Here is a 26,568-nt window from a genome sequence, read left to right on the forward strand (position 1 = left end):
ACAGGGTTCTGCATTCAGTCAGTGATGAATTTGGCGCTGACGTACGGCGAATAATCAGGCAGCACCGCCTCGACCTTGCCTTGTTCCTTCAAGAATTTCGCCGTTTCGGCAATGGCCTTGGCGGTGCCGCCGTCCAGCAGCGCCGTGCTTTGCTGCGCCTTGGCATCCGGGAACGCCGAACCGGCCAGCAGTTCCGGCACATCTGCTGCGTTGGCACCGGTCAATTTGGCGATTTTCTGCACAGGCACCGAGTCGGCCGTCCAGCTGTCTTTGTGTGCGGCGTAATCAGCGAACGACTCCAGGGTGACCTTGGCAAACTTGGCCACGACCTCGGGATGCTTCTCGGCAAAGTCCTTGCGCGCCACCCACACCTCGAAGGTCGGCGCACCCCACTGGCCGACCTGGGCGGCGTCGGTCAGGGTCTTACCGGTCTTGCGGATCTCGCCTAGCGCCGGCGACCAGACAAACGCCCCGTCAATGTCGCCACGCTTCCACGCGGCGGCGATTTCCGCCGGTTGCAGGTTGACCACTTTGACTTGCGAAGTATTCAGGCCCCAGTGCTTCAGCGCTCCAAGCAGACTGTAGTGCGAGGTCGACACGAACGGTGTGGCGATGGTTTTACCGATCAGGTCCTGCGGTTTGTCGATGCCGCTGCCGTTGCGCACCACCAAGGCTTCTGCGGCATTAATCTGCGCCGAAACGATAAACGCCACGATCGGCAGATTGCGTGAAGCAGCTGCTGCCAGTGGGCTTGAGCCAAGGTTGCCGATCTGCACGTCGCCAGAAGCAATGGCAGTGACGACTTCCGGGCCGCTGTTGAAACGACGCCAGTCGATCTTCTCGCCGATGGTTTTTTCATAGACACCATCGGCCTGCGGCACTTTGCTCGGATCGATCCCGGTCTGGTAACCGACCGTCAGACCGGCGGCATGTGTGGAAAAAGAAAACAGTGCCGACACACAAACTGTAACAAATTGACTTGATAGTGCGCGTTTCGCCATGATGCGTCGCCTTTTCGATGGGATTTGCCGTGTTGGGAGCACGGCAAAGCTAATCGATCTAAAAAAAGGTCAACAAATACCATTTAGGAATGAGCTTAGGCGCCGATACGCTGTTTCCCGGCGCAAAGGGCCATTAATGGGCCATATGTCCGAATGGTATGAAAAAGGATGAATAAATTCTTTTTGGGATTATCAGGAAGTCTTTACGCTGCAGGGACCCAATCACTGGCGATTAGACGATGGTCGTAGACACACAAGGTTACGATTGACTTGGCAGTCACGGTCTGGCGCTAATCGCGCATCTTAGGATTCAGGGCAAATCGACCCCGAACCAGGAACACAAGAATTAGAACGAGAGGAGCGATACATGAACAAGTCCACCTTGGCCCTGGCTGTGGCCGTTGGGGTTATGGCGCAGCAGGCAGGCGCCGCCGGTTTCATCGAAGACAGCAAGGCTACTCTGGGTCTGCGCAACTTCTATATCAACACTGACAACCGTAACGGCACTGCCGAACCAAGTCGCAACGAAGAGTGGGGCCAAGGCTTCGATCTGCGTTTCATTTCCGGTTACACCCAAGGCACTGTCGGCTTCGGTATCGATGCCATCGGCCTGCTGGGCGTACGTCTGGATTCGGGCGGCGGCACCAACGGTAACGTTGCCTCCGGCGGCGGCCCAGGTACTGCTTACGGCGGCACTGTTTTCCCAAGCGAATCCAACGGTCAGGCGGTTGACAACTTCTCCAGCCTGGGTCTGACGGCCAAGGCCAAGATCTCCCAGACCGAACTGAAGCTGGGTACTCTGCAGCCGAAGAACCCGGTCATCGTCACTAACGATGGTCGTCTGCTGCCGCAAACCTGGCAGGGTGGCCAGATCACTTCCGGCGAGATCAAGGACCTGACTCTGGTCGGTGGCCAGATCGAGCACGTGAAAGGTCGTAACTCCAGCAACAATGAACAGCTGTCGATCGGTGGTGCAAGCGCGCGCACCATTAACAGCAACAAGTTCATCTATGCCGGTGGTGACTACAAAATCACCAAAGACCTGACTGCCCAGTACTACTACGGCAACCTGGAAGATTTCTACAAGCAACACTTCCTGGGTCTGGTTCACAACTGGGCAATCGGCCCGGGCGTTTTGAAGTCTGACTTGCGTTACTTCAACAGTTCCGACGACGGCGCAAACGGCAACACACCTGCTTACTTCAGCAACGGTAGCTACTCTGGTTTCGCCAACGGTCGCGGCAAAGTCGACAACAACCTCTACAGTGGTTTGTTCCTCTACACCGTTGCCGGTCACACCTTTGGTGGCGGCTATCAGGTGAGCAACGGCAGCAGCGACTTCCCTTGGCTGAACCAGGGCGACGGTTCGTCGAACTACACCATCACCGACATGCAGATCCAGAAGTTCGCCCGTGCCGGCGAGCGCACCTGGCAAGCACGCTACTCCTATGACTTCGCCAAGGTTGGCTTGCCAGGCCTGACCGCCGGTATGGTTTACCTGCGTGGTGACAACGTCGATACGTACAACGCCGGTCGCGTCCAGACTTCGAATGGCGCTTCCGAGTGGGAACGCGATTTGACCGTGGCGTACGTGGTTCCGGAAGGCCCGTTGAAGAACGTCGGCTTCATGTGGAAAAACGCTTCGTGGCGCACCGACATCGCTGGTCAACGCGACCAGGACGAAAACCGCCTGATCCTCAGCTACTCGATCCCGCTGTTGTAATAGCGCTCGAGCAACTGAAGCAAAAAAAGCCCCGTCCGGCATCGCGCCGGACGGGGCTTTTGCGTTTCGAGTCAGGCTCACCCCCGTAAGCCCTTCTCGATTTCCCTCTTTGCTGCAACTCAAGGCCTTCTCGAACCTTGCGTTGGATGTTCGTCGCGATGCCGTCTGGTGTCCAATGAACAGATGTTTAATATTCACTAATGATCTAGATATCTAGTTATTTATTCTTTTTCACACTGATTGATCCCGAGCTACAGTTGTTGTCTCCCATCCCTCATCAGGAGCAGCACCATGAGCCTCAGACTCGGCGACATCGCCCCCGATTTCGAACAAGACTCCAGCGCCGGCAAGATTCGTTTCCACGAATGGCTGGGCGACAGCTGGGGCGTGCTGTTTTCCCATCCGGCGGACTTCACTCCGGTGTGCACCACCGAGCTGGGTTTCACCGCCAGGCTCAAGGATGAATTCAGCCAGCGCGGCGTCAAGGCCATCGCGCTGTCGGTCGACCCGGTGGACTCGCACCACAAGTGGATCGAGGACATCAACGAAACCCAGAATACCATCGTCAATTTCCCGATCCTGGCCGATGCCGATCGCAAGGTCTCCGATCTCTACGACCTGATCCACCCGAACGCCAATGACACGCTGACTGTGCGTTCACTGTTCGTCATCGATCCGAACAAGAAGATTCGTCTGACCATCACCTACCCGGCGAGCACCGGGCGCAACTTTCACGAGATCCTGCGGGTGATCGACTCGCTGCAGCTCACCGACAACTACAAGGTCGCCACCCCGGCCAACTGGCAGGACGGTGAAGAGGTGGTGATCGTGCCGTCGCTCAAGGATGAGGACGAGATCAAGCAGCGCTTCCCCAAAGGCTATCGCGCGGTGAAGCCGTACCTGCGCCTGACGCCGCAGCCGAATAAATGAATCAGTGAGATTTTGATCGTTCCCACGCTCTGCGTGGGAATGCCGCCCGTGACGCTCCGCGTCACAGTGGACGCGGAGCGTCCATGGATTCATTCCCACGCAGAGCGTGGGAACGATCTTCGTGTGACTACAACGCAGGGGATTTCAGGCCGTTTCGACGGCCTTTTTTTTCGCCTGGATTCTGCTCAGCGGTATATCTCTTAAATGCATAACCAAATGAATAAATATGATTTATGGATATATAAATCAGCTGGTAAGGTCACTGCCATTGAAGCGAGATCGCAGCCTGCGAATCGCCCGTAACGCTTAAAGGTATCTGCAATGCTGGTCGTCTCACTCGGTGGCAGCCCCAGTCTGCGCTCCCGTTCCGGGGTGCTGCTGGAGCGTTCGCAACGCTGGTTGCAACAGCAAGGGGTGGAAGTGGTGAGTTATCAGGTGCGGGACTTCCCGGCCGAGGATCTGCTCCACGCGCGCTTCGACAGTCCGAAGGTCCTCGACCTGCTGCAACAGATCGCAAACGCCGATGGCCTGCTGATCGCCACGCCGGTGTACAAGGCCTCGTTTTCCGGAGCGCTGAAGACCCTGCTGGATCTGCTCCCCGAGCGTGCCTTGAACCACAAGGTTGTCTTGCCGATGGCTACCGGCGGCAGCATCGCCCACATGCTGGTGGTCGATTACGCGCTCAAGCCTGTGCTGTCGGCACTCAAGGCCCAGGAAATGCTTCAGGGCATTTTCGCCGAGGACAGCCAGATCGCTTACGGCGAAGGCAGTGCCACCGCGCAACTGGCGCCGGCCCTGGAGCAGCGCTTGCACGAGGCCCTGGACCAGTTCATCGGCGCCATGGCGCGCCGGCCGAAACCGCTGGAGCCAGGCCTGCTGAACGAACGTTTGTTGAGTGCTCGCTGGAGCATTTAAGCCTTATCGAAATTTGAAGTACTGGCCTTACTCGCCCGCCAACGGGCAAGCAGGTGCAGCCACAACCCAACAGCAAAAAGGAGAGCGCTATGCGCACTGTATTTTTGCGTCGTGGTCTGGTCGCTCTGTTTGCTGCGGCTGTCACCTTCGGCGCCATCACCCAAGCTCAAGCCGAGACATTGCGGATCGGTTATCAGAAGTACGGCACGCTGGTGCTGCTCAAAGCCAAGGGCACGCTGGAAAAACGCCTCGCTGCGCAAGGCGTCGACGTGCAATGGACCGAGTTTCCCGGCGGCCCGCAGCTGCTCGAAGGCCTCAACGTCGGCTCGATCGATTTCGGCGTGACCGGCGAAACCCCGCCGGTTTTCGCCCAGGCCGCTGGCGCGGATCTGCTCTACGTCGCCTATGAACCACCAGCGCCGAACAGCGAAGCGATCCTCGTGCCGAAAGACTCGCCGATCAAATCGGTGGCCGATCTCAAGGGCAAGAAAGTCGCCCTGAACAAAGGCTCCAACGTGCACTACCTGCTGGTGCGTGCACTGGAAGACGCCGGCCTCAAGTACAGCGATATTCAGACCGTGTTCCTGCCGCCGGCCGATGCCCGCGCTGCGTTCGAACGTGGCAGTGTCGACGCCTGGGTCATCTGGGATCCGTACCAGGCCGCTGCCGAGAAACAACTGCAAGCGCACACCCTGCGTGACGGCAAAGGCATCGTCGACAACCACCAGTTCTACCTCGCGACCAAACCTTACGCGCAGAAAAATCCTGAGGTGATCAAGACCCTCGTCGAAGAAGTGCGCGCGGTTGGTGAATGGTCGCAAGCCAATCCCGAAGACGTGACGCAACAGGTCGCGCCACTGCTTGGCCTGCCGGCGGACATCACTCTGACCTCGGTGAAACGCCAGGGCTACGGCGCGCTGTTCCTGACCCCGGAAGTGGTCGCCGCGCAACAGAAAATCGCCGACACGTTCTTCCAGCTCAAGCTGATTCCCAAGCCGTTGAGCATCAAGGATGTGATCTGGACCCCGCCGGCCGCTGTGGCCCAAAGCTCCCAAGCCCAGTAATTCGAATCCAAAAGGAGACCACTCCATGAGCCTCAACATCTTCTGGTTCCTGCCTACCCACGGCGACGGCCATTACCTTGGCACCGCCGAAGGCGCCCGCGCTGTTGATCACGGTTACCTGCAACAGGTCGCGCAAGCGGCGGATCGTCTGGGTTTTGGCGGGGTGCTGATTCCGACCGGGCGTTCCTGCGAAGACTCGTGGCTGGTCGCGGCCTCGCTGATTCCAGTGACCCAGCGTCTGAAATTCCTCGTCGCCCTGCGCCCCGGGATCATTTCCCCGACGGTTGCGGCGCGCCAGGCAGCCACGCTGGATCGTTTGTCCGGCGGGCGCGCGCTGTTCAATCTGGTCACCGGTGGCGATCCGGAAGAACTGGCCGGCGATGGCCTGTTCCTCAACCATGAAGAGCGTTATCAGGCTTCGGTGGAATTCACCCGTATCTGGCGCCGTGTGCTGGAAGGCGAAACCGTCGATTACGACGGCGAGCACATTAGCGTGAAGGGCGCGAAGCTGCTGTATCCGCCGATCCAGCAACCGCGTCCGCCGCTGTATTTCGGTGGCTCTTCGGAAGCGGCGCAGGATCTGGCGGCCGAGCAGGTCGAGATGGTCCTGACCTGGGGCGAGCCGCCGGCCGCGGTGGCCGAGAAGATCGCACAAGTCCGGGCCAAAGCCGCCAAGCTCGGCCGCACCGTGCGCTTCGGTATTCGTCTGCATGTGATCGTCCGTGAAACCAACGCCGAAGCCTGGCAGGCAGCGGACCGGCTGATCTCGCATCTGGACGACGACACCATCCAACGTGCGCAGGCTTCGCTGGCGCGCTTCGATTCGGTCGGCCAGCAACGCATGGCCGCGCTGCACGGCGGTAGCCGCGACAATCTGGAAGTCAGCCCGAACCTCTGGGCCGGCGTCGGTCTGGTACGTGGCGGTGCCGGTACTGCGCTGGTCGGCGATGGCCCGACCGTGGCAGCGCGGGTCAAGGAATATGCCGATCTGGGCATCGACACCTTCATCTTCTCCGGTTATCCACACCTGGAAGAATCGTATCGGGTGGCCGAGTTGCTGTTCCCACACCTCGACGTCGAGCGCCCGGAACTGCCGAAAAGCGCCGGTTATGTCAGCCCGTTCGGTGAGATGGTCGCCAACGACATCCTGCCCAAAGCCGCGTCGCAGAGCTGAGGCGCGGCCATGAAGAAATTTATCCACAGCCTCGCGCCTTGGGCGTTGCCGGTGTTGCTGCTGGCGGTGTGGCAGTTGTCGGTGTCGGCGGGCTGGTTGTCGACACGGATTCTGCCGGCACCGGTGGCGGTGATCGAAGCCGGCGTCAGTCTGGTACGCAGCGGCGAGATCTGGACGCACCTGGCAATCAGCGGCTGGCGCGCGGCACTCGGTTTTACCATCGGCGGCAGCATTGGTCTGGTGCTGGGCTTCATCACCGGCCTGTCGAAGTGGGGCGAGCGCCTGCTCGACAGCTCGGTGCAGATGATCCGCAACGTGCCGCATCTGGCGCTGATTCCGCTGGTGATCCTGTGGTTCGGCATTGACGAGTCAGCGAAGATTTTCCTCGTGGCGCTGGGCACCTTGTTCCCGATCTACCTGAACACGTATCACGGCATCCGCAACGTCGACCCGGCGCTGGTGGAAATGGCGCGCAGTTATGGTCTGAGCGGTTTCAGCCTGTTCTGGCAGGTGATTCTGCCGGGCGCGCTGCCGTCGATTCTGGTCGGCGTGCGCTTCGCCCTGGGCTTCATGTGGCTGACGCTGATCGTCGCTGAAACCATCTCGGCCAGCTCCGGCATCGGCTATCTGGCGATGAACGCTCGAGAGTTCTTGCAGACCGACGTGGTGGTGCTGGCGATCCTGCTTTACGCGGTGCTCGGCAAACTCGCCGACCTCGCCGCCCGTGGACTTGAACGTGTGTGGCTGCGCTGGCATCCGGCCTATCAGGTTGCCAAGGGAGGTGCGGCATGACCGCTCAACAACCTCCACGCCTGTTGCGCGGGATTCCACTGGCGGTGCGCAACCTGCAGAAAACCTTCGGCGCGCGCCAGGTGCTGCGCGACATCGATCTGCACATTCCGGCGGGGCAGTTTGTCGCCGTGGTCGGGCGCAGCGGTTGTGGCAAGAGCACGTTCTTGCGCTTGCTCGCCGGCCTCGATCAACCGACTGGCGGCGAGCTGCTGGCCGGCTCCGCGCCGCTCAGCCAGGCGCGCGACGATACGCGGCTGATGTTCCAGGAAGCGCGGCTGCTGCCGTGGAAAAGGATCATCGACAACGTCGGTCTCGGCCTCAAGGGCAACTGGCGCCAGCAAGCGCTGGATGCACTGGACGCAGTGGGTCTGGCCGATCGCGCGGATGACTGGCCGGCGGCGTTGTCCGGTGGCCAGAAGCAGCGCGTGGCGCTGGCCCGGGCGCTGATCCATCAGCCGCGTCTGTTGCTGCTCGACGAACCGCTCGGCGCACTGGATGCCCTGACCCGCATCGAGATGCAGCAACTGATCGAACGGCTGTGGCAGCAACACGGTTTTACCGTGCTGCTGGTGACCCATGACGTTAGTGAAGCGGTGGCGATTGCCGATCGGGTGATCCTGATCGAGGACGGCGAAGTCGGCCTCGACCTGCACGTCGAACTGCCGCGCCCGCGTGTCCGTGGCTCGCATCGCCTCGCCGCACTGGAAACCGAAGTGCTCAACCGTGTTCTGTCCCTGCCCGGCGAACCGCCGGCGCCGGAACCCGTTTCACCCCTGCCTGCGCAATTGCGCTGGGCGCAATAACACCTTTATCAACGACAGGAATCAATGCCATGACTATCAAAGCCATCAACGTGCGCAACCAGTTCAAAGGCTCGATCAAGGAAATCGTCCTCGGCGACGTGCTGTCGGAAATCGACGTGCAGACCGCTTCGGGCATCGTCACTTCGGTGATCACCACCCGCTCTGTGAAAGAGCTGGAGCTGGTGGTCGGCAGCGAAGTGATCGCCTTTGTGAAATCCACCGAGGTATCGATCGCCAAGTTGTAAGTCGGTGAGCAAAAAACAACCCCGGAGGGTGTGAGCCCTGCGGGGTTTTTTGTGCCTGCCGATCGTTCCCACGCAGAGCGTGGGAACGATCATGTCTCAGCGCTTGGGCAGATACGGCGGCAGATACAACCCGATATAGGCATCAAACACCCGCATCCCTTCCTCGGCCATGCGCGGGGTGATCTGCCCGTGCTGCTGCACCGAACGGGCATAAACCCGGTCGCCCAGTTCCATCGCCAGGGCAAACACATCGACATCGTCCGGCAGCCTCGGCAATTCGAAATGCTGGTCGAACAGCTTGTGCATCAGGTCGCCCAGTTCCAGATCGTGCTGGCGGTCAGCCTGGGTCACTTCGGTCAGGCCGTGTTGCGCCAGGATCAATTGCCGCGCGGCGGCGTCTTCGTCGTAAATCTCGAGCATGCGCTGTTCGACCAGTCGCGACAGGTCACGCCAGTCACGCAAAGCATCGTGATCGATCGGCGCTTGCAGGCAGGCGCGGAAGGCTGCGTGGACATCGGCGGTCAGCGCTTCGAGCAGCGCCGGTACGCTGGCGAAGAAGTGATACACGGAGGAGGGCGGAATCTGCGCGCGGTCGGCGACGCTGTAAATCGACAGACTGGCCACGCCCTCGGCCGCCAGCAGCGTGCGCGCGGCATCGAGGATCGAATCGATCCGCGCCTGACTGCGGGCACGGGGTTTGCGAACGGTGGCGGGACGCGTCATGGAAGTCTCCTGCGGGGCAGCGGGCATTGTACGAGGCGGTTCAGGTGTTGTCTGCCAGTACCCTGTAGCGAGGGGATTTAGCGAAACGTCGCACCGCCCCGTTCGGCTGCGCAGCAGTCGTAAACCCTGAGAGCCGGGTATTCCTGACACACCGAGTGGGATGGATTTGGGGCTGCTTCGCAACCCAACGGGGATAAATCCCCTCGCCACAGGTTTTGTGTTCGGCCATAAAAAAACGCCGCTGGCTGAATCAGCCAACGGCGTTTTTCCTGAAGCTGTAATCCGTTTAAACGGTATGCAGATACCAGTTGTACTCAAGGTCGGAGATGGAGTGTTCGAACTCCTCCAGCTCGCTTTCCTTGCAGGCGACGAAGATATCGATGTACTTCGGATCGATGTACTTGGCCATCACCTCGCTGTCGTCCAGCTCGCGCAGGGCATCGCGCAAGTTGTTCGGCAGGCTCTGTTCGTTCTGCTCGTAGCTGTTGCCTTCGACAGGCGCGCCCGGTTCGATCTTGTTGACCAGGCCGTGGTGCACGCCGGCCAGTACCGAAGCCATCAGCAGGTACGGGTTGGCGTCGGCGCCGGCCACGCGGTGCTCGATACGTACGGCATCGGCAGAGCCGGTCGGTACGCGGATCGCCACGGTGCGGTTGTCCAGGCCCCAGCACGGCGAGTTCGGTACGTAGAACTGCGCGCCGAAGCGACGGTAGGAGTTGACGTTCGGGCAGAGGAAAGCCATCTGCGCCGGCAGGGTCTCGAGCACACCGCCGATCGCGTGACGCAGCGCGGCGTTCTGCTCGGGATCCTCGCTGGCAAAAATGTTTTTGCCGGCTTTGTCCAGAATCGAAATGTGTACGTGCAGACCATTGCCCGCCTGGCCCGGATACGGCTTGGCCATGAAGGTGGTGTCCATTTCATGGTCGTAGGCGATGTTCTTGATCAGACGCTTGAGCAGGACGGCATAGTCGCAGGCCTTGATCGGGTCGGCAACGTGGTGCAGGTTCACTTCGAACTGCGCCGGGGCACTTTCCTTGACGATCGCATCGGCCGGGATGCCTTGCTCTTTGGCACCTTCCAGAATGTCCTGAAGGCAGTCGACGTATTCGTCGAGGTCGTCGATCAGGTAGACCTGCGTCGAGTGCGGGCGTTTGCCGGAGATCGGCGAGCGTGGCGGCTGCGGACGGCCGTTCACGTTTTCCTGGTCGATCAGGTAGAACTCGAGTTCGAAGGCGGCGCAGATGGTCAGGCCGAGCTCGTCGAACTTGGTCACCACCTGGCGCAGCACTTCACGGGGATCGGCGAAGAACGGATCGCCTTCGAGTTCGTGCATGGTCATCAACAGCTGCGCGGTCGGGCGCTTCTGCCATGGCTCGTTGCACAGGGTATCGGGGATCGGATAGCAGATGCGATCGGCGTCGCCGATGTCCAGGCCCAGACCGGTGCTTTCCACCGTGGAGCCATTGATATCCAGAGCAAATAGAGAGGCCGGCAGGTTGATGCCTTTCTCGTAAACCTTGTGGAGGCTGGTGCGTTCGATGCGCTTGCCGCGCACCACACCATTCATATCCGCAATCAGAAGGTCAACGTACAGAACCTCAGGATGTTCCTTAAGGAACGCGTTCGCTTCGTTAAGCTGAACGGCACGCGGGGGTACCGACATGATGCAACACCTTTGTTGTTAAAAATATCAATCATTGATCTTTTCTGGTTTCAGTCAACCCGAACGGCCTGCCGAAGTCAAGCGAGGCCTTTTTTGCCCCGAAAAAGCGCTTGAAGGGCATTTATGGGGCACTTTGGGGCGTTTTTCCAAACCTTGAACGTTGCTCAGCTGCGGGCTTGAGCAGGCCGTGTTGTATTTTTTACGGGGGAGTTGTGTAAAAAAATGAACAAGGCTAAGCTCCGGTCAAACCCATAACAGCAATAATACCGGGGTGCTTCATGTCTCGCCTGCCGTTAATCGGCATCACCGACTGCTCGCAACAGTCCGGTCTGCATGCTCATCACATCAGTGGCGATCAAACCGTCCGTAGCGCAGCCAGCAAGGCGCGCAGCCTGTTGACGACACGCTCGTCAACATCCGGCAAAACGGCAGCGTCCGATATTCTGGACGTCGGGCACAGCATCCGCTTTATGGCGTCTCCTTTCACTATAGAACTCTTTCCCTCCCAAAGCCCGTGCCGCACTCAGCGTCATGCTTGTGATTCTGCACGTTTGCAAAGTGCACGGGAAATGCAACGCCAGCGTCAAGGGCAGGTAAGCTCCTCTTTCATTGTCTATGCGCGGTGCCAGGCGTAAGCCGGCACTGCGCGAGCAAGCCCCCTTCAACGCGACGCCGCAAGCGTCAAAATTGCCTGACATCGCGTCAGGAGACTCAGCCCAGAGGCATTTATGAGTAACAACCTCGACCAGCTCACCGATTGGTTGAAAGACCGCAAGATCACAGAAGTCGAATGCATGATCGGCGACTTGACCGGTATTACCCGTGGCAAGATTTCGCCGACCAACAAGTTCATCGCCGAGAAAGGCATGCGTCTGCCGGAGAGCGTGCTGCTGCAGACCGTGACCGGCGACTACGTCGAAGACGACATCTATTACGAACTGCTCGACCCGGCCGACATCGACATGATCTGCCGTCCCGACCAGAACGCCGTGTACCTGGTGCCGTGGGCCATCGAACCGACCGCGCAGGTGATCCACGACACCTACGACAAGCAAGGCAACCCGATCGAGCTGTCGCCGCGCAACGTCCTCAAGAAAGTCTTGAAGCTGTATGCCGACAAGGGCTGGCAGCCGATCGTGGCGCCGGAAATGGAGTTCTACCTGACCAAGCGCAGCGACGACCCCGACTATCCGTTGCAGCCGCCGATCGGCCGCTCGGGCCGTCCGGAAATCGGCCGGCAGTCGTTCTCCATTGAAGCGGCCAACGAATTCGACCCGCTGTTCGAAGACGTCTACGACTGGTGCGAATTGCAGGAGCTGGACCTCGACACGCTGATCCACGAGGACGGCACGGCGCAGATGGAAATCAACTTCCGTCACGGTGACGCCCTGTCGCTGGCCGATCAGATTCTGGTGTTCAAGCGCACCATGCGTGAAGCCGCGCTCAAGCACGACGTGGCAGCGACATTCATGGCCAAGCCGATGACCGGCGAGCCGGGCAGCGCGATGCACCTGCACCAGAGCATCATCGACATTCAGACCGGCAAGAACGTCTTCTCCAACGAAGACGGGACCATGAGCCAGTTGTTCCTGCACCACATCGGTGGTCTGCAGAAACTGATTCCCGAGCTGTTGCCGCTGTTCGCGCCGAACGTCAACTCGTTCCGCCGCTTCCTCCCGGACACTTCGGCACCGGTAAACGTCGAGTGGGGCGAAGAGAACCGTACCGTCGGCCTGCGCGTACCGGATGCCGGCCCGCAGAACCGCCGCGTGGAAAACCGCCTGCCGGGCGCCGACGCCAACCCATACCTGGCGATCGCCGCGAGCCTGCTCTGCGGTTACATCGGCATGGTCGAGGGCCTGAACCCGAGCGCGCCTGTGGTCGGCCGTGGATACGAGCGCCGCAACCTGCGCCTGCCGCTGACCATCGAGGACGCGCTGGAGCGCATGGAAAACAGCGCGACCATCGAGAAGTACCTCGGCAAGACCTTCATCACCGGCTACGTCGCGGTCAAGCGGGCCGAGCATGAAAACTTCAAGCGCGTGATCAGTTCCTGGGAGCGTGAGTACCTGCTCTTCGCCGTCTGATACGCCGGGCGCGGCGGCCAGCCGTCGCGCCTTCACCGATAACAAGGAGAATTGGCATGACCAGCAACAACCCGCAAACCCGTGAGTGGCAAGCGCTGAGCAGCGATCACCACCTGGCCCCGTTCAGCGACTTCAAGCAACTGAAAGAGAAGGGCCCGCGGATCATCACCAACGCCAAGGGCGTTTATCTGTGGGACAGCGAAGGCAACAAGATCCTCGACGGCATGGCCGGCCTCTGGTGCGTGGCGATCGGTTACGGTCGCGATGAACTGGCCGATGCCGCCGCCAAACAGATGCGCGAACTGCCGTACTACAACCTGTTCTTCCAGACCGCACACCCGCCGGCACTGGAACTGGCCAAGTCGATTGCCGACGTGGCGCCAGAAGGCATGAACCACGTGTTCTTCACCGGTTCCGGCTCCGAAGGCAACGACACCATGCTGCGCATGGTCCGTCACTACTGGGCGATCAAGGGCCAGCCGAACAAGAAAGTCATCATCAGCCGCAAGAACGGTTATCACGGTTCGACCGTGGCCGGCGCGAGCCTCGGCGGCATGACTTATATGCACGAGCAGGGCGACCTGCCGATTCCGGGCATCGTCCACATCGCCCAGCCGTACTGGTTTGCCGAAGGCGGCGACATGTCGCCGGAAGAGTTCGGCATCTGGGCGGCCAATCAGCTCGAAGAAAAGATTCTCGAAGTCGGCGTCGACAACGTCGGTGCCTTTATTGCCGAGCCGATCCAGGGTGCCGGCGGCGTGATCATTCCGCCTGATACCTACTGGCCGCGCATCAAGGAAATCCTCGCCAAGTACGACATCCTCTTTGTTGCCGACGAAGTGATCTGCGGCTTCGGCCGTACCGGTGAGTGGTTCGGTAGCGATTTCTACGACCTCAAGCCGCACATGATGACCATCGCCAAAGGCCTGACCTCCGGCTACATCCCCATGGGCGGATTGATCGTGCGTGATTCGGTGGTGGCCGTGCTCAATGAAGGCGGCGATTTCAACCACGGCTTCACCTACTCCGGTCACCCGGTGGCAGCCGCGGTGGGCCTGGAAAACATCCGCATCCTGCGCGACGAAAAAATTATCGAGAACGCCCACAACGAAACGGCACCGTATTTGCAGAAACGTCTGCGCGAGCTGAATGATCACCCGTTGGTGGGTGAAGTTCGCGGCGTCGGTCTGCTGGGGGCGATCGAGCTGGTGCAAGACAAGGCCACGCGCAAGCGTTACGAAGGCAAGGGCGTGGGCATGATCTGCCGGCAGTTCTGCTTCGACAACGGCCTGATCATGCGCGCAGTCGGCGACACCATGATCATCGCGCCGCCGCTGGTGATCAGCAAAGCGGAGATCGATGAGCTGGTTACAAAAGCACGCAAGTGTCTGGACCTGACCCTCAATGCGCTGCAGGCCTAGGTGCTAGGCTTTGGGCGGGGGAGCTGCGGCGCACTCGCTCAAAGCTGTCAGAAAGGCTGGTCTTTTGTTGAAAGACCGCCTCGGATCTTGCCAGACTAGCCGCGGTTCCAGTTGTCCGGGTTCGGCCGCTGAACAAAGTGGTTCAAAAAAGAAAAATTTGGAGCATGACGCATGAAGGCATTAGGTAAAAAGCTAGCTGGCAAGACTCTGCTCGCGCTGTCCATGGCGGGCATGATGGCGGGTGCGGTGCACGCGGACGACAAGGTGCTGCACGTCTACAACTGGTCCGACTACATCGCGCCGGACACCGTGGCCAACTTCGAAAAAGCCACCGGAATCAAAGTCGTCTACGACGTCTTTGACAGTAACGAAACCCTGGAAGCCAAACTGCTGGCCGGCAAGTCCGGTTACGACATCGTGGTGCCTTCCAACAATTTCCTCGCCAAGCAGATCAAGGCCGGGGTTTACCAGGAGCTGGACAAGTCCAAGCTGCCGAACTGGAAAAACCTCGACGAAGACCTGCTCAAGGCCGTTGGCGATGCCAGCGACCAGGGCAACAAACACGCCTTCCCGTACATGTGGGGCTCGATCGGCATCGGCTACAACCCGGCCAAGGTCAAGGCTGCGCTGGGTATCGACAAGATCGATTCGTGGGACGTGGTGTTCAAGCCGGAAAACATCGAGAAACTCAAAAGCTGCGGCGTGAGCTTCCTCGATGCCCCGACCGAAATGATTCCGGCGGCATTGCACTATCTGGGCAAGCCGACCAACAGCAAGGACAAGGCTGATCTGAAAGCCGCCGAAGACCTGTTCCTGAAGATCCGTCCGTCGGTCGCCTACTTCCACTCTTCCAAGTACATCTCCGACCTGGCCAACGGCAACATCTGCGTCGCCGTCGGTTACTCGGGTGACCTGGAGCAATCCAAGACCCGCGCTCAGGAAGCCGGTGACAAGGTCAAACTGGCCTACACCATTCCGAAAGAAGGCGCCGGTACTTTCTATGACATGGTCGCCATTCCCAAGGATGCCGAAAACGTCGAAGCCGCCTACAAGTTCATGAACTACCTGATGGAGCCGCAAGTGATGGCCGGCATCACCAACGCCGTGCGTTTCCCGAACGGCAACAAGGCGGCGACGCCTATGGTGGACAAGGACATCACCAGCGACCCGAGCATCTATCCTTCGGCTGAAGTGAAGAAACAGCTCTATGCGATCAGCGATCTGGACGCCGCCACACTGCGCCTGATCACCCGTAGCTGGACCAAGATCAAATCGGGCAAATAAGCCGGTTTGTCGCCACAACCACTGGCCGTCGTCGTCGCGGCGGCGGCCAGCGGATAATTAAATGACAGAAAGTTTTGCTGGATCGGTTTTTCGAGGGTAAGTTGCGCGCCGGTTTTGTTGTCGGGCAGCCATGGCTGTCATGCAGCGCGGGGCAACTTGGGCCCAATCCATTTAGAGGACCTCCACTTGCCTGTATTTTCTTCTTTGCGCAAAGCCCTGCTGGCCGCTGCCGGCCTGACAATCGCTGTCGGAGCCCAGGCCGCCGGTACGGTGCATATTTATAACTGGTCCGATTACATCGGCGAATCGACCCTGGCCGACTTCGAGAAAGAGACCGGGATCAAACCGGTCTACGACGTTTTCGACTCCAACGAAACCCTGGAAGGCAAGCTGCTCGCCGGGCGCACCGGTTACGACGTGGTCGTGCCCTCGAACCACTTCCTTGGCAAGCAGATCAAGGCGGGCGCGTTCCAGAAGCTCGACAAGTCGCAGCTGCCGAATTATTCCAACCTCGACCCGGTGCTGCTCAAGCGCCTGGAACAGAACGACCCCGGCAACCTCTACGCCGTGCCGTATCTGTGGGGCACCAACGGCATCGGCTACAACGTCGACAAGGTCAAGGCCGTGCTCGGTATCGACAAGATCGATTCCTGGGCCGTGCTGTTCGAGCCGGAAAACATCAAGAAGCTGCACAGTTGCGGTGTCGCGTTCCTCGATTCGGCTGACGAAATGATGCCGACCATGCTCAATTACCTGGGCCTGAACGCCAACAGCACCAACACCAAGGACTACGAAAAGGCCACCGCCAAGCTGCTCGCGGTGCGTCCCTACGTGACCTATTTCCATTCCTCGAAGTACATCGGCGATCTGGCCAACGGCGACATCTGCGTGGCCATCGGTTTCTCCGGCGACATCTTCCAGGCGAAGAACCGTGCCGAGGAAGCCAAGAAGGGCGTCAACATCGCCTATTCGATCCCGAAAGAGGGCGGCGCGCTGTGGTTCGACATGCTGGCGATCCCCAAGGATTCGTCCAACGTCAAGGAAGCCCACGCCTTCATCAACTATTTGCTGAAACCTGAGGTGATCGCCCAGGTCAGTGATTACGTCGGTTACGCCAACCCCAACCCGGGTTCGGACAAGCTGATGGAACAATCCATTCGCACCGATGAAGCGGTTTACCCGCCGCAAGCAGTCCTCGACAAGACCTACGTGTCGACCGAGTTGCCAGCCAATATTCAGCGTTTGATGACCCGTAGCTGGACCAAGGTCAAGTCGGGCAAATAACGCACAAACTATCCAGGGTTCGTCTTGCGGGGCGAACTGCTGCTTCTGTTGGGAGTTTCGTAAATGGCAGTTGCCTCCGGCGCCTACAAGAAAGCCCTCGAGGGCGACCAGACACCAAAACAGGTGCTGGTCAAAATCGACCGGGTCACGAAGAAGTTCGACGAGACGATTGCCGTGGACGACGTGTCCCTGGAAATCAAGAAGGGCGAAATTTTTGCTCTGCTCGGCGGTTCGGGATCGGGCAAATCCACCTTGCTACGGATGCTTGCAGGCTTCGAACGGCCCACGGAAGGGCGGATTTTCCTCGACGGCGTCGACATCACCGACATGCCGCCGTACGACCGTCCGATCAACATGATGTTTCAGTCCTACGCACTGTTCCCGCACATGACCGTGGCGCAGAACATTGCCTTCGGCCTGCAGCAGGACAAGATCCCCAAGGCTGAAATCGACGCCCGCGTGGCCGAGATGCTCAAGCTGGTGCAGATGAGCCAGTACGCCAAGCGCAAGCCGCATCAACTGTCCGGCGGTCAGCGTCAGCGCGTGGCCCTGGCCCGCTCGCTGGCCAAGCGCCCGAAGTTGTTGCTGCTCGACGAACCGATGGGTGCACTGGACAAGAAACTGCGTTCGCAGATGCAACTGGAACTGGTGGAAATCATCGAGCGCGTTGGCGTGACCTGCGTCATGGTCACCCACGACCAGGAAGAAGCCATGACCATGGCCGAGCGCATCGCGATCATGCACCTCGGTTGGATCGCGCAAATCGGCAGTCCGATCGACATCTACGAAACCCCGACCAGCCGTCTGGTCTGCGAATTCATCGGCAACGTCAACATCTTCGAAGGCGAAGTGATCGACGACGCCGAAGGCCACGCGACCATTACCTGCAAGGACCTCGACCGGCAGATCTACGTCGGCCACGGCATCAGCACCTCGGTGCAGGACAAGTCGGTCACCTACGCGATTCGCCCGGAAAAACTGCTGGTCACCGCCGACATGCCGACCTGCGAGTACAACTGGTCGAGCGGCAAGGTCCACGACATCGCTTATCTGGGCGGACACTCGGTGTTCTACGTCGAATTGCCGAGCGGCAAACTGGTGCAGTCGTTCGTCGCCAACGCCGAACGTCGCGGCGCGCGTCCGACCTGGGGCGATCAGGTCTACGTGTGGTGGGAAGACGATAGCGGCGTGGTACTTCGCTCATGAATATGCGCAAATTCAAACGCCGTATAAACCGAATCATCCCCAATGGCCGGCAGATGGTCATCGGGGTGCCGTTCATCTGGCTGTTCCTGTTCTTCATGCTGCCGTTCTTCATCGTCCTGAAGATCAGCTTCGCCGAAGCCGACGTGGCGATCCCGCCTTACACCGAGATCTACACCTACGCCGAGCAGAAGCTGCAAGTGCTGCTGAACCTGGGCAACTACGCGTTACTTGGTGACGACGAGCTGTACATCGCGGCCTATCTTGGCTCGCTGAAAATGGCTTTTATCAGCACCGTGCTCTGCCTGCTGATCGGTTACCCGATGGCCTACGCCATCGCCAGCGCGCGCAAAGAGCTGCAAACGGTACTGGTGCTGCTGATCATGATGCCGACCTGGACGGCGATCCTGATCCGCGTGTACGCGTGGATGGGCATCCTCAGCAACAACGGCCTGCTCAACGGCTTCCTGATGAGCATGGGCCTGATCGACGAGCCGCTGCAGATTCTCAATACCAACCTGGCGGTGTACATCGGGATTGTCTATTCGTACCTGCCGTTCATGATCCTGCCGCTGTACGCCAACCTGGTCAAACACGATCAGAGTCTGCTGGAAGCCGCCTCGGATCTGGGTTCGAGCACCTTCAACAGCTTCTGGAAAATCACCATTCCATTGTCCAAGAACGGCATCATCGCCGGCTGCATGCTGGTATTCATTCCTGTGGTCGGCGAGTTCGTGATCCCGGAACTGCTCGGCGGCCCGGAAACCCTGATGATCGGTAAGGTGTTGTGGCAAGAGTTCTTCAACAACCGCGACTGGCCGGTGGCGTCCGCGCTGGCGGTGGTGATGCTGGCGATCCTGATTGTGCCGATCATTCTGTTCAACCGCAGTCAGGCCAAGGAAATGGAGGGTAAAGAATGAAACGCTTCCGTTTCTCCAGCCTGATGCTGGTATTGGGTCTGCTGTTCATCTATCTGCCGATGCTGATCCTGGTGATCTACTCGTTCAACGCCTCGAAACTGGTGACGGTGTGGGGCGGCTGGTCGGTGAAGTGGTACGTCGGCCTGCTCGACAACTCGCAACTGATGGGCTCGGTGTTGCGCTCGCTGGAAATCGCCTGCTACACCGCCGTGGCGGCGGTGGCACTGGGTACCCTGGCAGCGTTCGTGCTGACCCGTATTACGCGCTTCAAGGGCCGTACGCTGTTCGGTGGCCTGGTGACTGCACCACTGGTGATGCCGGAAGTGATCACCGGTCTGTCGCTGTTGCTGCTGTTCGTGGCCATGGCGCAGATGATCGGCTGGCCGCAGGAGCGCGGCATCGTCACCATCTGGATCGCCCACACCACGTTCTGCGCGGCGTATGTGGCGGTGGTGGTGTCGGCGCGCTTGCGTGAGCTGGACCTGTCGATCGAAGAGGCGGCGATGGACCTGGGTGCACGGCCGTGGAAGGTGTTCTTCCTGATCACCATCCCGATGATCGCGCCATCGCTGGCGGCGGGCGGGATGATGTCGTTCGCACTGTCGCTAGATGACCTGGTGCTGGCGAGCTTCGTGTCCGGCCCGGGTTCGACGACCCTGCCGATGGAAGTGTTCTCGGCCGTGCGCCTGGGTGTGAAGCCGGAGATCAACGCCGTGGCCAGTCTGATTCTGCTGGCGGTGTCGCTGGTGACCTTCCTCGTCTGGTTCTTCAGCCGCCGCGCCGAAGAAGCCCGCAAGAAAGCCATCCAGCAAGCCATCGAAGAAAGCGCGGCTGATTCGTGGAAGCAACCGGACGCACGTCGCGCGCCTGCGCCACAGACTGTGTGAGCCGGCGGGTTGGTTTCATTCCTGAGGCCAACCCAAATCAAAATGTGGGAGCGGGCTTTTGTGGTGAGGGGATTTATCCCCGATGGACTGCGCAGCAGGCCTTTTTTTTGGGGTCGCTTCGCAACCCAACGGGGATAAATCCCCTCGCCACAGGGCCCAGCTCCAAATCTGGTTTTAAGCAGTCCAGGGAGACTGGCGGATGACCTCGACGAAATTCATCGGTTTGAACCCCGGCTCCTGATCCACCAGCACATCAGTCTTCACATTGCCAAACGTGGTCTGCGGGCGATGACGCAAGCCGTCGGCGAACGCGCAGATGATGCACTCCTTGAAACCCTCCCCACGTGGATGCGCATGCACCACCGCTTCGCGCTGCACGCTGCTGAACGCCGCGTAGTCCATGCCCAGCACGTCCATCTCCACCCCGGCGGTCACCAGCGCGACGGTCGGGCGCAGATGCCTGGGTACGCCCGGCGTGGTGTGCAATGCGATCGACAGCCACACCTGCTCGATGTCGTCGTCGCTCAGCCCGTACGGTTTGAGAAAGGCTGCGGCGGCATTTGCGCCGTCCACTTCAAAGCGCTCGTCATCGCTGCGATGACCTGCGACCAGGCCGAGGTCGTGGAACATCGCACCGACGTACAGCAACTCTGGGTCATAGGTCAGTTGCTGACGCCCACCGCTTAACGCGCCGAACAGAAACACCCGGCGCGAGTGGTGATAAAGCAGGTCGGATTCGATGTCGCGAATGTACTCGGTGGTGGCCCGGGCGAGGGCGCTGTCAGGGATCTTGATGCCGGCGATAGTGCTGGTCATAACGGTTTCCTCATCAAAACGCCGTGGTGGCGCTGCTGGGGAAAGTCTGTTCTCGGCGCGAAAGGCGAACAATCGAGGCGTGGCTGCGATCCTTGCCATTGCACCGGCAAATCGTGCCAAGCTCACTTGTCGGGTGTGGGCTGGCCAGGGTTAGCTCGACCAACCAGTTGGACATGGCCCATGTGGGAGCGAGCTTGCTCGCGAAAGCGGTTTCTCATTCGACAGCTATGTTGCGTGTGTTGGCCTCTTCGCGAGCAAGCTCGCTCCCACGGGTATGTGTGTTTGCCAAAGGATCGAGGACGTTTCAGTCATGAACAAATCCGTCGCCATTGTGGTGTTCCCCGGCGTGCAGTCACTGGACGTCAGCGGCCCGATGGACGTGTTCGCCGAAGCCAACCGCTTTCTTGCGCCGCAGGAGCACTATCGCTTGCAAGTGATCGGCGTCGAGCATGGACCGATGGCCTGTTCCAACGGAATGAGCCTGAATGCCCACCGCCATTTCAGCGAAACAACCGAAGCTTACGACCTGTTGCTGGTCGCCGGCGGCCCGCAATTGCCGTTCATGGATTTTGGCCCCACGTTCGATGCCTGGCTGCGTGAAGCCTGTGGCCGCGCCCGGCGGTTCGGCTCGATCTGCAATGGCGCGTTCATGCTCGCCCGCGCCGGTTTGCTCGAGGGGCGCACTGTCACCACGCACTGGAACGATGCCGAGGCGTTGGCGCAGTTGTGCCCGACCACGCGGGTCGAGGCGGATCGCCTGTATGTCGAGGACGGCGCGCTCTATACCTCGGCCGGGGTCACGGCAGGCATCGATCTGTCGTTGTACTTGCTGGCGCGCGACCACGGTGCCGAGGTCGCGCTGAGTGTGGCGAAACGGCTGGTGGTGTTCACCCAGCGCTCGGGCGGGCAATCGCAGTTCAGCCCGTTCCTCACGCCGCATGCCGAGCCGACGTCAGCGGTGGCGCTGGTGCAGTTGTATGTGCTGGCCAACCTCACTGGCGATCTGACGATCGCCGATCTGGCCAATGCCGCGAACATGAGTGCGCGCAATTTCTCCCGGGTGTTTGCGCGAGAAGCGAAAGTGACACCGGCGGAGTTTGTCGAACGGGCGCGGGTGGATGCGGCGCGGGTCATGCTGGAAAGCACCACGGCGCCGCTGAAGACCGTGGCCTATCAGTGCGGGTTTCGTGATGCGCAGCATATGCGCAGTGTGTTCAACCGGCGCTTGGGCGTGACGCCCCAGCAGTTTCGGCTGAATTTTGCGCTGGATGTTTGATCCGGGCTTGAGCTCGAAAGCCCTCACCCCAGCCCTCTCCCAGAGGGAGAGGGGGCCGACCGCGTTGTCTGGCGTGTTACATCGACCTGAAAGACCTTATCGATTATGGATTCGGTGCCAATCTTGCACGTCGGCGTTTCTCCCCAATATCCCCCAATCGGTCCCCTCTCCCTCTGGGAGAGGGCTAGGGTGAGGGGCTCTTCAGGGCTTGCGCGCAGGCAACAGCTTCAACGTACTGCGCGTATTCGCCAGCACCTCTTCCTCGCTGAAATGCGCCTGCACATATATCCCCTCCACATACGCCTCGGCCTGGTCGTCATAGTGACTGTCCAGTGGCACGCCACTTTGGCCGACCGGGTTGATCGTCAGGCCATGCACCGGATCGGCAAAATCCACCAGACGTCGCGTCGACGGTCCATAGGTCACCGGCCATGGCGCCGGGCCGATCTTCGCCGAGAGGTTGTTCGGCACTTCGTGGCTGCCCGGCGCTGCGAACGGGCCGACGTTGAACAGGCGATCCAGCGGCTTCTGCTGCCCCAGCGGATGGCCGTGGGTGAGGGTGTGCGCCGCGCCCCACTGCCAACCGGCCACGTTATCGCCGAGGGTCAGTTTCAGATGCGCCATGCTCGCCGCCCACGCCGTGCGCACGACATCGGCGCGGGTTTCTTTGGCTGGCGTGCTGCGATTGTCCCACCACGGTGAATCCGCCTTGGCCGCCAGGCGTGGCAGCGCCGAATCGATCACCCGCGTCGACAGCAGTGTTTCGAAGAAGTCATTGCCCAACTCATCGCGCATCGCCGCATCGGCAAGGTCGTAGAGGAACTGGTTGAACAGCGTCGCGCTGATCGAATTCAGCGGATAGTCGCCAGGCCACTGCGCCAGTTGCTCGACCAGTTTCAGTTGCGCCGGATCACTGACCACCTCACGCAACACCGGCAACAGCGGCGCCAACAGACGCGGGCCGTAACCGGTCGCCGTGCCCAGCTGCAGTTGCTGGTTGGACTCGTTGCTCCACTTCACCCGGTTGTCGCTGAGCTGACGGTCAAGCTGCTGACCGCGATCGGCAAGGTTGTAGTAACCGGGAATCTCCATGCCGGTCGGCGACACGGGCTGGAAGTTGGCCGAGACGATATAGCCGCGCGCCGGGTTCTCTTCCTGCGGGTTGGCGCTGAACGGGAAGTAACCTTCCTTGTCCGCTTCAGCCGTGCTGCCGTCGAGGATGAAGCCCGGTTTCACCCCGGCCGGACGTTTGGGCAGCAGGGCCGAGGCCCACCAGGCGATATCGCCTTTGGCGTTGGCGTACACCAGATTCAGACCCGGCGCCTGCACCTTGGCCGCTGCCGCGCGGGCCTTGGCCAACGTGTCGGCGCGGTTGAGCTGGTAGAAACCGTCGAGGATCGGGTTGGGTGTTTCGAGGAAGGCCCACCACATCGCGATCGGGGTCTTGCCGGCAGCGCTGCCGAGGGCATCGTTGACGATGGGGCCGTGCGGGGACTGGCGCAAGGTGAGAGTCACCGGCGCCTGACCCTTTACATTGATCTGTTGTTCGCTGACGAGCATCTCGGTCCACTGGCCGCGATACCAGACCTGATTGGGGTTGTCCGGGTTGACCTTCTCGGCGATCAGATCGAGATCGTCGTTCTGGAACATGGTCAGACTCCAGCCGAAATCGAGGTTGTGTCCCAGAAACGCGAACGGCACCAGCGCCTGATGATGGCCGTACAACTCGAAACCCGGTGCCGACAGCTGCGCCTCGTACCACACCGACGGCACCGAGAAACGGATATGCGGATCGCCGGCCAGCAACGGCTTGCCACTCTGGCTGCGGCTGCCGGCAATCACCCAGGCGTTGCTGCCCTCGAACTGCGGCAGGCCGTTGTCGAGCAGCGCCTGTTCGCTGAGGCGGGCGAGGGCGGTGAGGTCCTGCCAGTCGCCGGCGGCGAGGGCCGGTGCGTGCCGGGTGTGATCGGTGGCCAGAACGCCTTTGGCCTGCCAGTCGAGATCGAACACATTGAGGTAATCGGCGCCGAGCTGATCGCGCACGTAGGTCAGCAGCGGCTCGGTGCGAAACGCGGCGGCAAAGCTGTAGGCCATGTAGCCGGCGACGCTGATGCTGTCTTCGGCAGTGAACGGCCGCTTGGGGATGCCCAGCACGTCGAACTCGATCGGCGCGGCGTGGGTGTCCTGATATTGGTTGATGCCATCCAGATAGGCTTGCAGGCCCTTCCATGCCGGCGACTGCCTGTCGAGGCTGGCGACGTAACTGGCCGCGCGCTCGCGAATGCGCAGGCTGCGAAACAGTTTGTCGGTGTCGAGCAGTTTCGGCCCGAGCACTTCGGCCAGCTCGCCCCGGGCGAGGCGGCGCATGGCTTCCATCTGGAACAGGCGGTCCTGCGCGTGCACATAACCGAGGGCGCGATAGAGGTCGGTTTCGTTCTCGGCGCGGATATGCGGCACACCGCGCTCGTCGTAGCGCACGGTCACCGAGCCTTGCAGATTGCGCAGCTCGACCTGGCCCTGGCGCGTCGGCTGCTTGCTGTAGATATACCCGCCGGCGGCGCCGAGCAGGACAACGATGAGCAAGGCAACGACGATCAACGCACGCTTCATGGTGACTCCTTGTGCAGGCGAAAAGGCCGCCCGTCGGGCTGCAAACATTTAGCACAGAGCATCTGTGCGGTGCAGCGCTGTCCTTGAAAAGTCCGGAATGCCTTACTTCGCGTCCGCCGGCCACGGGCAATAACAACCCACTGCCAGCGTATGCGTGGCATTGACCGGGCGATCTTCCGTCAGGGCATGCAGAATCGGTTCGATAAAGCTGTTGCTGGAGTTGCAGGTCAAACCTTCGCTGTACGGGCCGAAGTAGGCGAGTTTGCCGCTGCGATCCCAGATCGCCACGGCGGGGCTGGCGGGGATCTGTTCGGCGCCGGGCAGGACGATGATGGTTTTCAGGCTGGCGAGGGTGGCGGGTAACTGGCCGTGGCTGCCGGGCTTTTGCACGGCGAAGAACTCCACGCCGCGAGGGCCGAACTGTTCGACCATCTCGCTCAGGTGCTGTTGATTGCCGACATTGCACGGACAGGCCGGGTCCCAGAAGTGCACAAGACGAATATTGCCCGGCCCGGCGAGGTTGTCCGGCAGGCGCAGCGGGTCGCCGGAAAATACTGCCGTATGTTCGCTGAACGCGCGCAGATAGCGGCCCTGAAACCAGTCATATGCCGTCCACAGCACCCCGGCGCAGATCAGCGCGAGCAGGCTGGCGAACAGTGCGGTGCGGTAGGGCGAACGCATGGTTTTCGATCCTCGAAAGGCCGGCTAGCTTGCCATGTCTGCCTCTACAGATGAATATCGCAGGCCGATAAAGTCCGTTTACCGCTCTGGAATACCCGCATGCCTGATACTTTCGACCCCGATCATTTACGCGCGAGCCTCAAGCCATTGGCCGAGTGGCAGCCGTTATCGGATGAGGCGAAGGCTTATCAGCGCTTCTACAAGACCGACTTCGCCGAGCGCGATGTCTGGCGCGGCATGGGCCGTTTCGAAGTCGATGGCTACGAGCTGGTCAGCCATTGCTGGTGGCCGGAGAAGGTCAAGGCGACGTTGTTTCTGCTGCACGGTTACTACGATCACATCGGCCTGTACCGGCATGTGATCGAGTGGGCGCTGGATCAGGATTTCGCCGTGATTGCCTGTGACTTGCCAGGGCACGGATTGTCGAGCGGGCCACGGGCGAGCATTCGTGATTTCTCTGAATACCAGGATGTGTTGCAGGCGCTGTTCGCTGAAGCGAACTCGATCGCGCTGCCGCAGCCTTGGCATTTGTGCGGGCAAAGCACCGGTGGCGCGATTGTCGTCGATCACCTGCTCAACCATGGCGAGAACAGCCCGGCGCAAGGGCAGGTGATTTTGCTGGCGCCATTGGTAAGGCCGAGGGCGTGGGGCTGGTCGCAGCTGAGTTATTACCTGCTGCGGCCGTTTGTACGCGGGGTCGTGCGACGCTTTAGCGAGAATTCCAACGATCCGGAATTTCTGCCGTTTCTGCAGGCCGATCCGTTGCAGCCAAGACGTCTGCCGACGAAATGGGTGGGCGCGCTGTCGCGCTGGATCATCCGTGTCGAGCACGCGAAAAAAAGTCCGCGACGGCCGCTGATCATTCAGGGGCAGGCGGACATGACAGTCGACTGGCAGCACAATCTGCAGGTGTTGAAATGGAAGTTCGACCGGCCGCAGATTCTGCTGCTGGCCGAGGCACGGCATCACCTGGCCAATGAAACGGCGGAGATGCGTGAGGAGTATTTCGAATTCTTGAGCAAGCGGATCAGGGGCCGGAATCTCTAATGCCTGGGAGGGCCTCTTC

General features: G+C 60.4%; 23 protein-coding genes and 1 pseudogene. 18 read left to right on the forward strand and 6 right to left on the reverse strand.

The window, feature by feature from the left end; all coding sequences use genetic code 11:
- Positions 1 to 14: 14 nt before the first annotated feature.
- Positions 15 to 1,004, reverse strand: coding sequence for a taurine ABC transporter substrate-binding protein (gene tauA, locus D8U70_RS05680; RefSeq protein WP_130928474.1), 990 nt, complete (start codon positions 1,002 to 1,004; stop codon positions 15 to 17).
- A 364-nt stretch (positions 1,005 to 1,368) separates the two neighbouring features.
- Between tauA and D8U70_RS05685 the strand changes: the two genes are divergently transcribed.
- From D8U70_RS05685 to D8U70_RS05720, 8 genes are all read left to right on the forward strand, one after another.
- Positions 1,369 to 2,724 carry an OprD family porin gene (locus tag D8U70_RS05685; RefSeq protein WP_130928457.1) on the forward strand — a complete coding sequence of 452 codons (1,356 nt, stop codon included), beginning with the start codon at positions 1,369 to 1,371 and terminating at the stop codon, positions 2,722 to 2,724.
- 291 nt (positions 2,725 to 3,015) lie between these two features.
- Entirely contained in the window at positions 3,016 to 3,654 is a 639-nt protein-coding gene (locus D8U70_RS05690; protein ID WP_122705621.1) for a peroxiredoxin, read from the forward strand.
- Positions 3,655 to 3,975: 321 nt separating this feature from the next.
- Positions 3,976 to 4,569 (forward strand): NADPH-dependent FMN reductase, encoded by a 594-nt coding sequence (gene ssuE, locus D8U70_RS05695; protein ID WP_039757455.1) that lies wholly within the window; start codon positions 3,976 to 3,978, stop codon positions 4,567 to 4,569.
- A gap of 89 nt (positions 4,570 to 4,658) precedes the next feature.
- A complete protein-coding gene (locus D8U70_RS05700) occupies positions 4,659 to 5,633 on the forward strand; it encodes a sulfonate ABC transporter substrate-binding protein (RefSeq protein ID WP_110644464.1) in 975 nt (324 codons plus the stop codon).
- Between the two features lie 25 nt (positions 5,634 to 5,658).
- Positions 5,659 to 6,807: an FMNH2-dependent alkanesulfonate monooxygenase gene (ssuD, locus tag D8U70_RS05705; protein WP_016772653.1), complete on the forward strand. Its 1,149-nt coding sequence runs from the start codon at positions 5,659 to 5,661 to the stop codon at positions 6,805 to 6,807.
- Positions 6,808 to 6,816: 9 nt separating this feature from the next.
- Complete coding sequence (gene ssuC, locus D8U70_RS05710; RefSeq protein ID WP_011336451.1) at positions 6,817 to 7,599, forward strand: aliphatic sulfonate ABC transporter permease SsuC; 783 nt, start codon at positions 6,817 to 6,819, stop codon at positions 7,597 to 7,599.
- Positions 7,596 to 8,402 carry an aliphatic sulfonates ABC transporter ATP-binding protein gene (ssuB, locus tag D8U70_RS05715; RefSeq protein WP_130928458.1) on the forward strand — a complete coding sequence of 269 codons (807 nt, stop codon included), beginning with the start codon at positions 7,596 to 7,598 and terminating at the stop codon, positions 8,400 to 8,402. Before ssuC ends, ssuB begins: the two co-directional genes overlap by 4 nt.
- Before the next feature lie 29 nt (positions 8,403 to 8,431).
- Positions 8,432 to 8,647, forward strand: coding sequence for a TOBE domain-containing protein (locus D8U70_RS05720; RefSeq protein WP_003229256.1), 216 nt, complete (start codon positions 8,432 to 8,434; stop codon positions 8,645 to 8,647).
- Between the two features lie 96 nt (positions 8,648 to 8,743).
- Here the strand turns inward: D8U70_RS05720 and D8U70_RS05725 are convergent, their stop codons facing one another.
- Both D8U70_RS05725 and D8U70_RS05730 read right to left on the reverse strand, forming a co-directional pair.
- Positions 8,744 to 9,370 carry a TetR/AcrR family transcriptional regulator gene (locus tag D8U70_RS05725; RefSeq protein WP_130928459.1) on the reverse strand — a complete coding sequence of 209 codons (627 nt, stop codon included), beginning with the start codon at positions 9,368 to 9,370 and terminating at the stop codon, positions 8,744 to 8,746.
- 286 nt (positions 9,371 to 9,656) lie between these two features.
- The gene (locus tag D8U70_RS05730; RefSeq protein ID WP_016772657.1) at positions 9,657 to 11,033 is read right to left on the reverse strand and encodes a glutamine synthetase family protein; all 1,377 of its coding nucleotides are present in this window, start codon (positions 11,031 to 11,033) and stop codon (positions 9,657 to 9,659) included.
- 278 nt (positions 11,034 to 11,311) lie between these two features.
- Here D8U70_RS05730 and D8U70_RS27935 point away from each other — a divergent pair.
- From D8U70_RS27935 to D8U70_RS05765, 8 genes and pseudogenes are all read left to right on the forward strand, one after another.
- Positions 11,312 to 11,428, forward strand: a pseudogene (locus D8U70_RS27935) (gamma-glutamyl-gamma-aminobutyrate hydrolase family protein); the annotation flags it as partial.
- Between the two features lie 333 nt (positions 11,429 to 11,761).
- Positions 11,762 to 13,120, forward strand: a complete 1,359-nt coding sequence (locus D8U70_RS05735) for a glutamine synthetase family protein (protein WP_016772658.1) — start codon at positions 11,762 to 11,764, stop codon at positions 13,118 to 13,120.
- Positions 13,121 to 13,176: 56 nt separating this feature from the next.
- Entirely contained in the window at positions 13,177 to 14,541 is a 1,365-nt protein-coding gene (locus tag D8U70_RS05740; protein ID WP_073470991.1) for an aspartate aminotransferase family protein, read from the forward strand.
- A 171-nt stretch (positions 14,542 to 14,712) separates the two neighbouring features.
- Complete coding sequence (locus D8U70_RS05745; RefSeq protein ID WP_016772660.1) at positions 14,713 to 15,825, forward strand: polyamine ABC transporter substrate-binding protein; 1,113 nt, start codon at positions 14,713 to 14,715, stop codon at positions 15,823 to 15,825.
- A gap of 186 nt (positions 15,826 to 16,011) precedes the next feature.
- Positions 16,012 to 17,109, forward strand: coding sequence for a polyamine ABC transporter substrate-binding protein (locus D8U70_RS05750; protein WP_130928460.1), 1,098 nt, complete (start codon positions 16,012 to 16,014; stop codon positions 17,107 to 17,109).
- 63 nt (positions 17,110 to 17,172) lie between these two features.
- Positions 17,173 to 18,315 (forward strand): polyamine ABC transporter ATP-binding protein, encoded by a 1,143-nt coding sequence (potA, locus tag D8U70_RS05755; protein WP_016772662.1) that lies wholly within the window; start codon positions 17,173 to 17,175, stop codon positions 18,313 to 18,315.
- A 35-nt stretch (positions 18,316 to 18,350) separates the two neighbouring features.
- Positions 18,351 to 19,232: an ABC transporter permease subunit gene (locus D8U70_RS05760; RefSeq protein ID WP_177421658.1), complete on the forward strand. Its 882-nt coding sequence runs from the start codon at positions 18,351 to 18,353 to the stop codon at positions 19,230 to 19,232.
- Positions 19,229 to 20,119, forward strand: coding sequence for an ABC transporter permease subunit (locus tag D8U70_RS05765; RefSeq protein WP_122705623.1), 891 nt, complete (start codon positions 19,229 to 19,231; stop codon positions 20,117 to 20,119). The genes D8U70_RS05760 and D8U70_RS05765 overlap by 4 nt, the downstream gene beginning before the upstream one ends.
- 174 nt (positions 20,120 to 20,293) lie before the next feature.
- Here the strand turns inward: D8U70_RS05765 and D8U70_RS05770 are convergent, their stop codons facing one another.
- Positions 20,294 to 20,935: an HD domain-containing protein gene (locus tag D8U70_RS05770; RefSeq protein WP_122705625.1), complete on the reverse strand. Its 642-nt coding sequence runs from the start codon at positions 20,933 to 20,935 to the stop codon at positions 20,294 to 20,296.
- A gap of 310 nt (positions 20,936 to 21,245) precedes the next feature.
- Between D8U70_RS05770 and D8U70_RS05780 the strand changes: the two genes are divergently transcribed.
- On the forward strand, positions 21,246 to 22,211 hold the full coding sequence (locus tag D8U70_RS05780) for a GlxA family transcriptional regulator (protein WP_130928461.1): 966 nt from the start codon (positions 21,246 to 21,248) through the stop codon (positions 22,209 to 22,211).
- 201 nt (positions 22,212 to 22,412) lie between these two features.
- Here D8U70_RS05780 and D8U70_RS05785 read toward each other — a convergent pair whose 3' ends face one another.
- On the reverse strand, positions 22,413 to 24,821 hold the full coding sequence (locus D8U70_RS05785; RefSeq protein WP_130928462.1) for a penicillin acylase family protein: 2,409 nt from the start codon (positions 24,819 to 24,821) through the stop codon (positions 22,413 to 22,415).
- A gap of 102 nt (positions 24,822 to 24,923) precedes the next feature.
- A complete protein-coding gene (locus D8U70_RS05790) occupies positions 24,924 to 25,502 on the reverse strand; it encodes a DUF6436 domain-containing protein (RefSeq protein ID WP_016772668.1) in 579 nt (192 codons plus the stop codon).
- 99 nt (positions 25,503 to 25,601) lie between these two features.
- Here D8U70_RS05790 and D8U70_RS05795 point away from each other — a divergent pair, with 99 nt between their 5' ends.
- Positions 25,602 to 26,549 (forward strand): alpha/beta hydrolase, encoded by a 948-nt coding sequence (locus tag D8U70_RS05795; RefSeq protein WP_130928463.1) that lies wholly within the window; start codon positions 25,602 to 25,604, stop codon positions 26,547 to 26,549.
- Positions 26,550 to 26,568: the final 19 nt, after the last annotated feature.

Origin of the sequence: Pseudomonas sp. Sample_20 (assembly GCF_004307585.1) — a bacterium.
In the GTDB taxonomy this organism is placed as follows: Bacteria; Pseudomonadota; Gammaproteobacteria; order Pseudomonadales; family Pseudomonadaceae; genus Aquipseudomonas; species Aquipseudomonas atacamensis.

Coding starts and splice junctions, on each gene's coding strand:
- D8U70_RS05685 (WP_130928457.1), top strand. CDS start 1,369: ATGAACAAGTCCACCTTGGCCCTGGCTGTGGCCGTTGGGGTTATGGCG.
- D8U70_RS05690 (WP_122705621.1), top strand. CDS start 3,016: ATGAGCCTCAGACTCGGCGACATCGCCCCCGATTTCGAACAAGACTCC.
- ssuE (WP_039757455.1), top strand. CDS start 3,976: ATGCTGGTCGTCTCACTCGGTGGCAGCCCCAGTCTGCGCTCCCGTTCC.
- D8U70_RS05700 (WP_110644464.1), top strand. CDS start 4,659: ATGCGCACTGTATTTTTGCGTCGTGGTCTGGTCGCTCTGTTTGCTGCG.
- ssuD (WP_016772653.1), top strand. CDS start 5,659: ATGAGCCTCAACATCTTCTGGTTCCTGCCTACCCACGGCGACGGCCAT.
- ssuC (WP_011336451.1), top strand. CDS start 6,817: ATGAAGAAATTTATCCACAGCCTCGCGCCTTGGGCGTTGCCGGTGTTG.
- ssuB (WP_130928458.1), top strand. CDS start 7,596: ATGACCGCTCAACAACCTCCACGCCTGTTGCGCGGGATTCCACTGGCG.
- D8U70_RS05720 (WP_003229256.1), top strand. CDS start 8,432: ATGACTATCAAAGCCATCAACGTGCGCAACCAGTTCAAAGGCTCGATC.
- D8U70_RS05725 (WP_130928459.1), bottom strand. CDS start 9,370: ATGACGCGTCCCGCCACCGTTCGCAAACCCCGTGCCCGCAGTCAGGCG.
- D8U70_RS05730 (WP_016772657.1), bottom strand. CDS start 11,033: ATGTCGGTACCCCCGCGTGCCGTTCAGCTTAACGAAGCGAACGCGTTC.
- D8U70_RS05735 (WP_016772658.1), top strand. CDS start 11,762: ATGAGTAACAACCTCGACCAGCTCACCGATTGGTTGAAAGACCGCAAG.
- D8U70_RS05740 (WP_073470991.1), top strand. CDS start 13,177: ATGACCAGCAACAACCCGCAAACCCGTGAGTGGCAAGCGCTGAGCAGC.
- D8U70_RS05745 (WP_016772660.1), top strand. CDS start 14,713: ATGAAGGCATTAGGTAAAAAGCTAGCTGGCAAGACTCTGCTCGCGCTG.
- potA (WP_016772662.1), top strand. CDS start 17,173: ATGGCAGTTGCCTCCGGCGCCTACAAGAAAGCCCTCGAGGGCGACCAG.
- D8U70_RS05765 (WP_122705623.1), top strand. CDS start 19,229: ATGAAACGCTTCCGTTTCTCCAGCCTGATGCTGGTATTGGGTCTGCTG.
- D8U70_RS05770 (WP_122705625.1), bottom strand. CDS start 20,935: ATGACCAGCACTATCGCCGGCATCAAGATCCCTGACAGCGCCCTCGCC.
- D8U70_RS05780 (WP_130928461.1), top strand. CDS start 21,246: ATGAACAAATCCGTCGCCATTGTGGTGTTCCCCGGCGTGCAGTCACTG.
- D8U70_RS05785 (WP_130928462.1), bottom strand. CDS start 24,821: ATGAAGCGTGCGTTGATCGTCGTTGCCTTGCTCATCGTTGTCCTGCTC.
- D8U70_RS05790 (WP_016772668.1), bottom strand. CDS start 25,502: ATGCGTTCGCCCTACCGCACCGCACTGTTCGCCAGCCTGCTCGCGCTG.
- D8U70_RS05795 (WP_130928463.1), top strand. CDS start 25,602: ATGCCTGATACTTTCGACCCCGATCATTTACGCGCGAGCCTCAAGCCA.